This window comes from Lampropedia hyalina DSM 16112, from assembly GCF_900129055.1.
GTDB lineage: Bacteria > Pseudomonadota > Gammaproteobacteria > Burkholderiales > Burkholderiaceae_C > Lampropedia > Lampropedia hyalina.
This window is the reverse complement of sequence record NZ_FQUZ01000009.1, coordinates 91,475-103,912: the sequence shown is the minus strand read 5'-3', so window position 1 is coordinate 103,912 and position 12,438 is coordinate 91,475. Positions and strand designations below refer to the sequence as shown.

Annotated in this window: 11 protein-coding genes; 2 read left to right on the top strand and 9 right to left on the bottom strand. The window is 63.8% G+C overall.

The annotated features are described in order from the left end of the window. From BUE21_RS05475 to BUE21_RS05445, 7 genes are all read right to left on the bottom strand, one after another. Positions 1 to 501: toprim domain-containing protein (locus tag BUE21_RS05475; protein WP_234971059.1), on the bottom strand; the 501-nt coding region annotated here is incomplete at its 3' end. A gap of 130 nt (positions 502 to 631) precedes the next feature. After that, the gene (locus BUE21_RS05470) at positions 632 to 1,975 is read right to left on the bottom strand and encodes a PQQ-dependent sugar dehydrogenase (protein WP_073355490.1); all 1,344 of its coding nucleotides are present in this window, start codon (positions 1,973 to 1,975) and stop codon (positions 632 to 634) included. A gap of 266 nt (positions 1,976 to 2,241) precedes the next feature. Then, positions 2,242 to 3,930, bottom strand: coding sequence for a membrane protein insertase YidC (gene yidC, locus BUE21_RS05465; protein WP_073355487.1), 1,689 nt, complete (start codon positions 3,928 to 3,930; stop codon positions 2,242 to 2,244). After that, positions 3,927 to 4,214 (bottom strand): membrane protein insertion efficiency factor YidD, encoded by a 288-nt coding sequence (yidD, locus tag BUE21_RS05460; protein ID WP_073355486.1) that lies wholly within the window; start codon positions 4,212 to 4,214, stop codon positions 3,927 to 3,929. The genes yidC and yidD overlap by 4 nt, the downstream gene beginning before the upstream one ends. Then, positions 4,211 to 4,882 carry a hypothetical protein gene (locus BUE21_RS05455; protein ID WP_159435806.1) on the bottom strand — a complete coding sequence of 224 codons (672 nt, stop codon included), beginning with the start codon at positions 4,880 to 4,882 and terminating at the stop codon, positions 4,211 to 4,213. The genes yidD and BUE21_RS05455 overlap by 4 nt, the downstream gene beginning before the upstream one ends. 139 nt (positions 4,883 to 5,021) lie before the next feature. Further along, positions 5,022 to 5,159: a 50S ribosomal protein L34 gene (gene rpmH, locus BUE21_RS05450; protein WP_073355483.1), complete on the bottom strand. Its 138-nt coding sequence runs from the start codon at positions 5,157 to 5,159 to the stop codon at positions 5,022 to 5,024. Positions 5,160 to 5,360: 201 nt separating this feature from the next. Further along, positions 5,361 to 6,869: an aminotransferase-like domain-containing protein gene (locus BUE21_RS05445; RefSeq protein ID WP_073355481.1), complete on the bottom strand. Its 1,509-nt coding sequence runs from the start codon at positions 6,867 to 6,869 to the stop codon at positions 5,361 to 5,363. Positions 6,870 to 6,988: 119 nt separating this feature from the next. Between BUE21_RS05445 and BUE21_RS05440 the strand changes: the two genes are divergently transcribed. Next, positions 6,989 to 7,588, top strand: coding sequence for a LysE family translocator (locus tag BUE21_RS05440; protein WP_073355480.1), 600 nt, complete (start codon positions 6,989 to 6,991; stop codon positions 7,586 to 7,588). Positions 7,589 to 7,880: 292 nt separating this feature from the next. Here BUE21_RS05440 and BUE21_RS05435 read toward each other — a convergent pair whose 3' ends face one another. Beyond that, a complete protein-coding gene (locus tag BUE21_RS05435; protein WP_143164431.1) occupies positions 7,881 to 8,780 on the bottom strand; it encodes a M23 family metallopeptidase in 900 nt (299 codons plus the stop codon). Positions 8,781 to 8,803: 23 nt separating this feature from the next. Beyond that, positions 8,804 to 9,940, bottom strand: a complete 1,137-nt coding sequence (locus BUE21_RS05430) for an enoyl-CoA hydratase/isomerase family protein (protein ID WP_073355479.1) — start codon at positions 9,938 to 9,940, stop codon at positions 8,804 to 8,806. Between the two features lie 361 nt (positions 9,941 to 10,301). On the opposite strand from BUE21_RS05430, the gene BUE21_RS05425 reads away from it, so the two are divergent. Then, on the top strand, positions 10,302 to 12,419 hold the full coding sequence (locus BUE21_RS05425) for a sigma-54-dependent Fis family transcriptional regulator (RefSeq protein WP_073355478.1): 2,118 nt from the start codon (positions 10,302 to 10,304) through the stop codon (positions 12,417 to 12,419). Positions 12,420 to 12,438 lie beyond the last annotated feature (19 nt).

Sequence of the window (12,438 nt, the reverse complement as noted above, 5' to 3'; positions counted from 1 at the left end):
TTGCATCTGGGTGTCGCTGCGCAGGTGCTGGAAGCCGTCGCGGATGGCCTGGGGGGTCATGGACTGGAGCCAGAGGCGGCGCACGGGTTTGCCCAGGCCCTGGTGCTGGCCGCCGCGCACGGGGCCGGCGTATTGTTCGATGAGGCGGAAGATGAGTTCGCCTTCGCGCCCGGCGTCGCAGGCGTTGATGAGTTCGGTGACGTCGGCGCGTTTGGCCAGGCGGGTGATGGCGTTGAGGCGGGTGCGGGTTTTTTCGACGGGCTTGAGCGCGAAGTACGGCGGGATGACCGGCAGGTGCGCAAAGCTCCATTTGCCGCGCTTGACGTCATACTCTTCAGGCGCCTGGATTTCCACCAGATGCCCTACCGCGCTGGTGACCAGGTAGTGTTCGTTCTCAAAGTGCTCTTCGTGCTTGACGAAGCCGCCGCTGACCGGCGTGAGCGCGCGCACGATGTCCTGTGCGACGGAGGGTTTTTCGGCTAGGACCAACGCTTTGGGCATGGGGTTCGAGGGGACTTTTTTCAGGGAACAGGGTCAGCGAGAGAGTCTCGCCGATGATTGCGGGCCAATGCACGGGGTGCGATTGGCCAGGCAGGATTGAGGGCTTGCGCACCGGCCTTTCAGGCATGCGTCACAACGCACCGCTCGGTGGCACGGCGAGAACCGGGCCGGCAGGTACGGCCCCGTCAGGGGCTTGCGTGCCTGTGGCCTGTGGTGCCTCATCCGGCAGCGGTGGTGCCACCACGGGTTCGGGCGGTTCGATGCGCAGCAGGCGGCCATTGCGGCTGTCGGTGAGCAGGTACAGGTAGCCGTCGGGGCTTTCGCGCACGTCACGGATGCGTTCGTCCGGCCCCAGCAGCAGTTGTTCTTCTTCCTGTGCAGTGTCGCCGTGCAGGCTCATGCGGTGCAGGGTGCCGAACCGCAGCGACCCGATGAACAGGCTGTTCTGCCACTCCAGCCCGTAGCGGTCGCTGTGCAGGTAGGCCATGCCGGAAGGGGCTATGGATGGTGTCCACTGGTAGGCGGGCTGCTCCATGCCGGGCTTGTGCGTGCCTTCGCCAATGCGGGTGCCGATGCCGTAGTTGCGGCCGTGGGTGATGATGGGCCAGCCGTAGTTCTTGCCGCGCTCGATGAGGTTCAGTTCATCGCCACCCTGTGGGCCATGTTCATTGACCCAGAGTTTGCCATCGGGGGTGATGACGGCCCCCTGCGGGTTGCGGTGCCCCCAGCTCCAGATGTCGGGCACGCCCGCACCGTTGTTCAGGAACGGGTTGTCCGGGTGGGGGGAACCATCGGGCAGCAGGTGGACGATCTTGCCCAGGTGGTTGCCGGTGCGCTGTGCCTGCTGGCGGGCATGGGAGCGTTCACCCAGCGCGAGGAACAGCGAGCCATCTTGCGACTGGGCGATGCGGCATCCGAAGTGCAGCTCACTTTTGATGCGCGGCATCTGGTGGAAGATGATCTGCACGTTTTCCAGCGACTGGCGATTCTCGGCCAGCGTGGCCGATGCCAGTGCCGTGCTGTTGCGGCTGCTGTTGTTCGGGTCGGCTTCGGCAAAGCAGAAGAACAGGCGGCGGTTCTGCTCGAACTGGCGATCCAGCACCAAATCCAGCAAACCACCCTGACCTTCGGCCACTACCCTGGGCACGCCCGCCAGCGGCGCACCGACCCGCCCGCGCTCGTCGATGAGGCGCATCTGGCCGCTGCGCTCGGTCACAAGGTAATCGCCGCCGGGCAAAAATGCCACGGCCCAGGGGTGATCGAGACCGAAGGCGATTTCCGAGACTTTCAGGGCTGTGGGCTGCGTGGCCTGGGCGGCATTCGTGACAGGGGTCTGTGTCTGTGCCTGCACCGGCAGAGCCAAGCCCAGGGCCAGTGTGCCCAGCCAGAGAGAGGAAGCAGCAGCGGCTGTGGCAACCGTGGAGGCAGTGGCACAAGGCTTGGTGAAATGCGGTGAATGAACCTGTGTTTTCATAAGCATTGGTCATGCGTGAACGCATGGGTTGGACAGGATGACCCACTGAACACCAGCGATCAGCAGGCACTGGAAAACCATTTTTCACCATTCATGCACGGTGGCAGACAGGTGTCAAACAGGCGAGCCGGGTTGCAAGATCGCCTACATCGTACAGCAAATGCTGTGGCATCCGCCGCTTCTGGCCTGCCTCGCTCGGGGGCAACCGGTGCATATCTCCACGCTACAGTTGCCAAAACGCCCCGAAAACGGGGCGTTGGAGGGCATTACTTGAACTTGGGCAGATTGAACTGCGGCGGCACACCCATGCGGACGTTGATGATCCACTGCTGGGCAATCGACAGGATGTTGTTGGTGAGCCAGTACAGCACCAGACCCGCCGGGAAGAAGAAGAACATCACGCTGAAGATCAACGGCATGAACCACATCATCTTGGCCTGGAGCGGATCCGGCGGCACAGGGTTGAGGGCCACCTGCAACAGCGAGCTGACGGTCATCAGCAGCGGCAGAATGAAGAATGGGTCGGGGATGGACAAGTCCTGAATCCACAGCATCCACGGTGCATGGCGCATTTCCACACTGGAGAGCAGCACCCAGTACAGCGCGATGAAAAATGGCATCTGGATGAGAATCGGCAGGCAGCCACCCAGCGGATTGACCTTTTCCTCGCGGTAGATTTTCATCATCTCCATCTGCATTTGCTGCGGATTGTCCTTCAGGCGTTCGCGCAACTGCATGATGCGGGGGTTGATGGCCTTCATCTTGGCCATGCTGCCGTAGGCCTTGGCGTTGAGCCAGTAGAAAGCAATCTTCAGCACCAGCACCAGTGCCACGATGGCCCAGCCCCAGTTGCCGATCAGGTCGTGCAGCCTGTCCAGCAGCCAGTACAGGGGCTTGGCCAGCACTTTGATCATGCCGTAGTCCTTCACCAGCTCCAGCCCCGGCGTGATGCCTTCGAGCTGCTTCTCGATCTGTGGGCCGGTGTAGAAGCTGGCCTGGAGCTGTTCGCTCTGGCCGGGGGCAATCGTCGGGAATGCGGTGATGGAGCCTACCGAATACAGATCACTGCCCAGCTTGCGGGCAAAGTTCTCACGGTTCGCGCCTTCCGGTGGAATCCACGCGCTGGCAAAGTAATGCTGCACCATGGCCACATAGCCAGTGCTGCTCTGGGCCTGGAAATCGGCCTTGCCCTTGCTGATGTCCTCGAACTTGACCTTCTCGAACTTCTGCTCGTCGCTGTAGATCGCCGGGCCGGTGTAGGTGCCGGTGAACATCACGCCGCCCTTGATCTCCTCGCCATCGCGCACGATCTGCATATAGAGCTGCGGGGTGACAGGCGCGCCACTGTGGTTGATGACCTGATGGCCCACCTGAATGTCGTAGGAGCCACGGCGCAGTGTCCATGTCTTGACCAGTTGCACGCCATCGGCTTCGGGCGAGCGGAACTGCACGATCAGCGTATCCTGCCCTTCGGTCAGGCTGCGCGGCCCCTCCACCAGCTCCATCGTGCTCTGGTGATTGGGGAAAGCACCGCCAATCAGCCCGGTCTGCGCCACATAGGTGCGCCCGTCGGCCTGATCGAGCAGCACCACATTGCCATTGCGCTGGTTGTTCTCGTAGTCCAGCAGTTCGGCGCGCACCAGCGAGCCGCCTTCGGAGCTGAAGCGCAGGCGATACACATCGGTGGTGACTTCAACGGTCTGCGCCGCAGCACGGCTCTCGGCCACTGCGGTCACTGGCACGGTGCCCGAAGGGGTCAATGCCCCGCTGGCACTGGGCACGGCCACCGAAGCGGCATCCCCCGTCGTGCCACCGCCCTCGGCCACCACCTGCGTGGCCGCCGGGGAGGGGAAGAACAGCGCGTTGCGGCCATTGTGAATCTGCCAGCGGTCCCACAGCAGAATCAGCGAAAAGGCAAAGATCATCCACAGAATAGAGCGGCGAATGTCGGTCATGGGGACTTCTCGTCAGGGGAGGATGGGTTGTTGTTGGGAGGAACAAGGCGGCTGAACAGCCCGGCAGGGCGATCGGGTACCGGGTCATGCCCCCCCGCACAGAACGGATGGCAACGCGCCAGGCGACAGGCGGTGAGCCAGGAACCCCGCGCCGCGCCATGCTTTTCCAGTGCCTCGATGGCATACACGGAACAGCTTGGCACAAAACGACAGGAAGAACCCAGCCAGGGGCTGAGGGTGAGCCGGTACAGCCGCACCAGAGCAATCAGCAGTCGGCGCATCATACCGAAACTTCCGCCGTGCCTGCGGCTGGTGGCCGGGGTCTTCGCCCCTCGCGGGGGTCGCCCTCCCCTGCCAGTGTCGCTTCGGCGCGTGCCAGCAACAGCAACAGTTCCTGCCGCACCTGCGCCTTCAGCAGCTCGGAAGCGGCACTGCGCAGTATCGGTGTGGCAGACAGATTCTCGGTGCGGCTGTGGTCGCGTTCGGGCTGGCCCTTGCCTTTCTTGCCACGCGATCCACCCGATGCAGGAGCATGAAAGCTGGCACGCATCCGCACCAGATAGGCGAACATCAGGTGCTGTGCGCCTGCCGGGTCTTCCGAGGGAATGAAAAAGCGATTGTCGGGCCGGTACAGCGTCTCGCACAGCACGGCAGCGATCTGGCGGCGTACCAGATTGCGGGTGACGGCACGCTTGGCCCAGCGTTTGGGCACCAGCGCGCCCAGCCAGGTGGCTTCACGCGCTCCAGCACGAACAGAGGCCGATGTCGCCAAGGGCAACATGGCCTCCAGTACCAGCCGAGCCTGTGTGAAATCGGCTACCGGCAGTTTTTTCTCTGGCAAGGCAGTGGCTTCGGAGCCATCCTGCGCCACGGCCAGCGCACTGGGCGCAACAACCGGCAGGCGATACAACACAAAACGGGCAGTCTTGGCCAATGGGACACTGCCCATCATGGCCTGGAACTGTGCTCGCGTTTTAAGCCTGCGCATGGGCAAAGCGTGCGCAACGGATTGCACGCATCAAGGCCGTCTGCCCGAACATGGCAAAAGCATGAGCGGCAAAGGGCGCACGCGGCAAGAGCCGATCAGAAAATCAGGCCAGACCCAGACGCTTGCGACCCTTGGCGCGACGCGCGTTGATGACGGCACGACCGCCACGGGTCTTCATGCGCACCAGAAAACCGTGGGTGCGGGCGCGGCGGATTTTGGACGGTTGGTATGTGCGTTTCATGGTGAACTACCTCGCAAGAACTCGGATGAAAATATGGGAATTGCCAGCGGTTGATCCCAGACACCAGGACATGCAGACAACCGTGCCAGACAAAAACTGCGCCTTCGCTGCGTCAAACACACAAACAACAGGCATGAAAAAGCACCTGATTCATTCAGGTGAACCGTTGATTATCCCATGAAAATCTCTTTGGTACAAGAATCAGCGCAACAGCCGCTCCACCACGGCCCATGCCTGTGGATTTTGCGCAATCGCCACGGAAAAACGAATGTGCGAATCCGGGGCCTGGGCAGGCGAGAACAGGCTGCCGGGAGCCAGCAGCAGCCCTTCGGCGGCGGCGCGGCGGGCCAGTTGCTCGCTGTCCTGCTGGCAGTCCATCCACAGGAACATGCCTGCCACTGGCTCGGGTTCGATGCGCAGTCCCAGTGCGGCAAACCGGCGCAGGCATTCGTGCCGGGCGGCATCCACCTGGGAGCGCACCCGCTGCACATGCCGGTGGTACTGGCCGGATGACAGAATCTGCTGAATCACGCGTTCGGGCAGTTCAGGGGTCGTGAGACCGGACAGCAGCTTGAGATCGGTGAGGTTGGCAATCAACTCCGGGGCGGCGGCCATGTAGGCCACCCGCATTCCGGCGGCCAGGGTCTTGGAGAAGCCGCCTGCGTGCAGCACGCGTTGCAGGCCATCCAGTGCGGCCAGCCGAATGGCTCCGCCGGGGTGCAGCTCGCCATAGGTATCGTCCTCGAAAACATGGAAGTCCAGCTCTTCGGCCAGCTTGAGTACCGCATAGGCCGAGCGGGCCGAGAGGCTGTGGCCGGTGGGGTTGTGCACCGCGCTGTTGATGATGAACAGGCGCGGGCGGTGCAGCCGTGCCAGGTTTTCCAGCACCTGCAAGTCCGGCCCTTCGGGGGTGCGCGGCACGCCCAGCACCCGCACTCCGGCAGCGGCCAGGCGGCCAAAAACCAGAAACCAGGCCGGGTCTTCGACCAGCACGGCATCGCCCGGACTGGTGAGCACGCGCAGCACCAGATCGACGGCGTGGGTGACACCGCTGGTCAGCAGCAGGTTGCGCTGGGGGTCAGCGGGAATGCCCAGGCTTTGCAGGTGCGCGGCCATGCTGGCACGCAGTGGCGCGTAGCCTTGCGGCTGGCCATAACCCAGCACCGAAGTGCAGGAGGAGCGTCCTACGCTGCGCATGGCAGCGGCCAGCAGGTCGGCATCCAGCCACTGGTGCGGCAGCAGGGCCGAGGAACCCGGCACGAAACCGCTGCTCTCAGTGCGGGGCGTGTGGTGGGTGCACACGGTCTGACAGGAGGCAGAGAGTCCCCCGCTGCCCACATCCCGCAGCGTATTGTTCAACAGCCATGCCACGTTCAACTGCTGGGGCATGTCCGGCACCAGCCGGTGCGAGCCAGCGCGGGGGTCCAGCACGCCCTGGTCGCTGGGCACGGCACGGGAACAGACGAAGTAGCCCGCACCCTGGCGCGCCTGCAACCAGCCCTGGGTCACCAGTTGTTCATAGGCTTCGATGACCGTGAAGCGGCTGACGCCCAGATGCTGTGCCATCGCCCGAATGGAAGGCAGGCGGCTGCCGGGGCGCAGACCCAATGTGCGCAGGCGGTGGATCATCATGGCGACGATCTGCTCGGTCAGGGTGCGGTCGCTGTCGCGTTGGGGTGGCTCAAAGGCATCGACCAGAAGACTTTTCATGAATTTTCACCAGTACAGTGCGGCAACTATCGCACAAATTGTATCGGTACTGTACTGGTTGTTTGCTCTACAGTGCGCAGAACGTTTCGCTTTCTGCCACTCTTTTTTCGGTCTTTACCATGAGCAGCACTTCCCTTCTGGTTCCGCTGGCCCTGTTTGCCTTCGCTTCCTCCATCACGCCCGGCCCCAACAACATCATGCTGGCCAGCTCCGGCCTGAACCACGGGTTTCGGCGCAGTGTGCCGCACATGCTGGGCATCAGCGTCGGGTTCATGCTGATGCTGGTAGTGATCGGGCTGGGGCTGGGCGCACTGTTTCGCACCTGGCCGGCACTGCACCAGATTCTGAAGATTGCCAGCGCGCTGTACCTGCTCTATCTGGCATGGCGCATTGCCACGGCCAGCCCGGTGAATGTCGATGCGCGGCCGCGCCGCCCATTCAGCTTCTGGGAGGCCGCGTTCTTCCAGTGGATCAACCCGAAGGCGTGGACGATGGCCCTGGGCGTGATTGCCGTGTACGTGCCACAGACGGATTTCCTGTTCAATTTGCTGCTGGGCGCGCTGATCTGCGGGCTGGTCAATCTGCCCAGCATTTCGGTCTGGACGCTGTTCGGCGTGGCACTGCGCCGCTACCTGCGCCAGCCCGCCGTGGTACGCGCCTTCAACATCGGCATGGCCCTGCTGCTGGTGGCCTCGCTGGTTCCGCTGGTCTGGCCGTGAGGGGCTAGGGCGTGTCCTCCATTAGATTCGCCCCCGCGTTGGAGTCCAAAAAGGCTGTGAGCAAGGCGCAAAACACAGCAAGGCTTTATGCCTTGCGAGGCTTTGCAACGCCGCGCACGGCCTTTTTGGGCCCAACCCTTCGGGCCAGTGTGCCCCGGCAGGCCACTCGTCGTTGCACACCTTGCCCGTATCGACATACGGGCGGCGGCGTGCGCCTAGATTGGCCTGCCGGGGCGCACTGGCGCGGGGGTGAATCTAATGGATGACACGCCCTAGCATCAGCCCATGTTCACTACGGCTGGCGTTCCAGCACCAGCAGCGGGTCGATGCGCACGTCCAGCCAGTTCATGCCCCAGTGCAGGTGCGGGCCGGTGGCGCGGCCGGTCGCGCCGACGGCGGCAATCACCTGCCCCTGTTCCACGCGGTCGCCCACTTTCACGTCGATGCGCGAGAGGTGCAGGAAGTTGGAGCTGATGCCGAAGCCGTGGTCGATCAGCAGGGTTCCGCCGGTCAGATAGAGGTTGGCGTTGGCAAAGGTGACGATGCCGCCAGCCGGTGCCTTGACCGGCGTGCCGGTGGGCGCGGCAATGTCCATGCCGGAGTGGCCGCTGCCGCTGGGCAGGCCGTTATAGACCCTGGCGTTGCCGAAGCGGCCACTGATGCGCCCCTTGACCGGCCAGATGAAGGGCTGGGCGAAGTCGGCACGGTCATCATCACGCTCGCGGGCGCGGGTGACTTGGGCCTGTTCGCGGCGGATGCGCTCGGCAATGGCTCCCTTGGGGCTGGCGGTCTGGGGTGGCACGCCATTGACGTATTCGGTGGGCCAGTCGCGCGGGCGCACGGCAATGCTGGCCTGGGTCTGCGTGCCATCCGGGCGGCGTACCTGCACGATGGCAGATTCGGTTTCGTTGCGCCCCACGCCGAAGACCACGGTGCCATAGTCGGTGGTGCGCAGGGTGCGGCCCCGGTACTGCACAGTGCTGCCCGGTGGCACGCGGCCAATAATCATCGAGCCTTGTTCCACGCTGGCCGGAAAGCGCACGGCGGCACTGTCGCTGGCCTGCTGCACCGGTTGCGCCAGAACGGCTGCGCTGCACAGCAGGCTGGCCGCGCCCCACAGACTCCACCGGCAGAGCTGGCGGCGCATGGCAGAGGCAGGCAGGGCGAGGGAGAGAACGGGGGAAGCGGTCATGGGCAGGGAGTCCATCGCGGGGATCAGGTCAGGGAGGCAAGCGGGTGGCCGCTGGCAGGCCAGGGGCTTTGGAAGAAGGCTTGCACTTCGGCGGCATCCACGTCTTCGATGCGGGCGGGCTTCCAGTGCGGGCTGTGGTCTTTGTCGATGGCCAGCGCGCGGATGCCTTCGAGGGTTTCGCTGTTGCACTGGCGGTCGGCACGGCCATGAAAACAGTGGCGCACGAGGTCGCGCTCCATGCGCAGGTCGTCAGCGAGGCTGAGGTTGCGGGCACGGCGCACCTGCTCCAGCACGATGTGCAGCATCAGCGGGGAGCGTTTGCGCAGGGTCTGCGCGGTGCTCTGGCTCCAGTCGTCGGTGGCGGCTTCGAGGGTGTCGATGATGGCCTGCACACTGGACAGGGAGAACACGCGGTCGATAGCCTCGCGCTGGGCAGTGGCCGGGGCGGGCGCGTCCTCGAAATGCGAACGCACGAAGGCGTCGAGTGCGGCGGCATCGGCAAAGTCACCGGCCAGTGCGTCCCACAGCGCGGCCTGCTGCGCCGAAGCGACCACGCCATCGGCCAGTCCGAAGGCCACGGCCTCGCCACCGCCGATGGTCTGGCCGGTCAGGCCCAGCCATTCGCCCACGGCACCGGGGCTGCGGCTGAGGAAGTAGCCGCCGCCCACGTCGGGGAACAGGCCGATGGCGGTTTCGGGCATGGCCATCTTGGTGCGTTCGGTCACCAGGCGCAGGCTGGCTCCCTGGGAGATGCCCATGCCACCGCCCATGACGATGCCATCCATGAAGGCAATGTAGGGCTTGCCCAGATGGTGGGTGAGGTGGTTGAGCTGGTATTCCTCGGTGAAGAAGTCTTCCAGTTGCGGGTCGCCGTCGCTGCCAGTCTGGTGCAGGAAGCGGATGTCGCCCCCGGCGCAGAACGCACCGAATACGCCATCCTTGTTGCTGCCCCGGATGGCAATGCCCAGAATGGCCGCATCGTCCTTCCACTGTTGCAAGGTGGCGGTGAGGGCACGCACCATCGGCAGGGACAGGGCATTGAGTGCCCGGGGGCGGTTGAGGGTGATGAAGCCCACGCGCCCGCGCACTTCGGCCAGCACGTCGGGGCTGCTGGAGAAGGCGGCGGGATTCGGTGGGGCAGCGGTCTGGTTCTGGGTCATGGCAGTCGTCTCCTGTGTGTAATGCTGCCGGGCATTATGCCAAGAACCAGCGGCGCATCCAGCTAGGGCGTGTCATCCATTAGATTCACCCCCGCGCCAGCGTGCCCCGACAGGCCACTCGTCGTTGCACACCTTGCCCGTATCGACATACGGGCGGCGGCGTGCGCCTAGATTGGCCTGCCGGGGCACACTGGCCCGAAGGGTTGGGCCCAAAAAGGCCGTGCGCGGCGTTGCAAAGCCTCGCAAGGCATAAAGCCTTGCTGCGTTTTGCGCCTTGCTCACAGCCTTTTTGGACTCCAACGCGGGGGTGAATCTAAATGATGACATGCCCTGCTCCCATCCCCTTGCCACCCCGAATTCGATGCCTTTTCTCAACGCCCAGCCCTATTCCAACCCCAGTCAGGATTCTCAAATTGTGCGCGCCTGGCGGGCGTTCCTGCGTGGTGAATACCATGCGGGTCTGGGCAACCTGAGGCCGGTGGTGGGGTTTTCGTGGCAGCGTTGCCACGATGCCCACGTCAATCCCAACCAGCAGAATGCCCCGATTCTGGGTGAGGGGGCAGACATGCTGTCGTCCATCCAGAAAGAGTTGCTGGATGCCAGCCTGCCGGTCATGAAGGAGGCGCGTGCCTATCTGGCCGAATCCGGCTCCATCATGGCTTTGGCCGATGCGCAGGCCCGGATATTGCGCACCGAAGGCGATACCCGCACATTGGGACTGGCAGAGAACATCCATTTCTTGCCGGGAGCCGGTTGGGGGGAACAGGATTGCGGCACCAATGCGATTGGCACGGCATTGGCGATTGGCCAGCCGATTCAGGTGCATTCGGCCGAGCATTATTGCGAAGGCATTCAACGCTGGACCTGTTCGGCAGCGGTGATTCGCAACCCGGTGGACAACGCGATTGCCGGGGCGGTGGATCTGTCCGGGCTGTCATCCAGCTACGTCAGACAGAATCTGGCCCTGGCGGTGCAGATGGCCGGGCGCATCGAAAGCCGCCTGATGGAAGCCGAACTCCAATGGCGTTATCGCCTGCTGGATGCGGCCATGGATCGACTCTCCGATGCAGGACGCGATGGTGTGTTGCTGTTCGACCGCCGAGGCCGTTTGCTCAAGGCGAATGACAAGGCCGGCCAGGTGCTCATGGACAGCAGTCTGACGGGGCGGCGGCTGGCTTCCCTGACGCTGGAGGCGGTGGCCCGGTTCGAGGGGCGCATCGATACGAGCTGCTCCAGCGTCCGGCTCGATTTCGATGCAGTCCGCCAGGAGGCTGTGGTGGTCAATGGCCATACGCTGGGCACCGTGGTGATTGTGCCTGCACGTTCGCGTTACCAGGCCGCAGAGGCCGTGCCCCATGCGGCACCAGCCATGCCGCGTGCCACGGCTTGGAATGCGCAGGCCAATCATGGCCCACAGGAACAGCAGCAGACAGGGGCGGGCAAGGGGGCTTTTGCCAGCGTGGTGGGCCGCAGTGCCGCCATTGCCCAGGCGATTGCCACGGCGCGGCAACTGGCTCCTTCGCGGGTCTCGGTGTTGCTGCTGGGCGATACAGGCGTTGGCAAGGAGGTGTTTGCCAAGGCATTGCACGATGAACACATGCTGGCCAGCGGCAAGACCGCTCCCTTTGTGGCCATCAACTGCGGCGGCATGTCCAGAGAGTTGCTCAGCAGTGAGTTGTTCGGCTATGCCGAGGGGGCATTCACCGGGGCACGGCGCGGCGGCATGGTTGGCAAGATCGAGGCGGCCGATGGTGGCACGCTGTTCCTCGATGAGATTGGCGAAATGCCGCTGGACTTGCAGCCGCATTTTCTGCGCGTGCTGGAAGAAAGCGAAGTGCATCGTCTGGGCGAAACCCGACCCCGCAAGGTGAATTTTCGGCTGGTGGCCGCCACGCACCGCAATTTGCAGGAAGAAGTGCGGGCGGGGCGTTTTCGCATGGATTTGTTCTATCGCATTGCCGTGACCACCATCCGTCTGCCTTCGTTGTGCGATCGACAGGGGGACATCTCCTTGCTGGTGATGCATTATTTGCAGCAACTGGCAGACATTCACCAAGTGGCCCGACCCGCCATCGCTCCGCAGGTTCTGGACGCGCTGCAAGCCTATGCCTGGCCGGGCAATGTGCGCGAACTGCGCAACGCCCTGGAAGCCATGGTGCTGACCTGCAAGGGCGGCATGATTGAACTGCCCGATCTGCCCCATACCCTGTTGCAGGCACTGGAGACATGCCAACTGCCCCGGCACGCAGAGGTTGCGGCCATGCCGCCTGTGGTTTCAGTGGCACCTGCTGCCACTCTGGCGGACGGGGAGCGCGATGCCTTGATGCGCTCCATACGCCTGTGCCATGGCAATCTCACCGCAGTGGCCAAGCAGTTGGGCATTGCCAAAAGCACCGTGTACCTCAAAGTGCAGCGTTATCAATTGCAAGGCGCGATTGATGCGATACGCCGCATTCCTGCCCGCAGGGAAGTGGGGTGATGGTTTGCGCATGATGCTG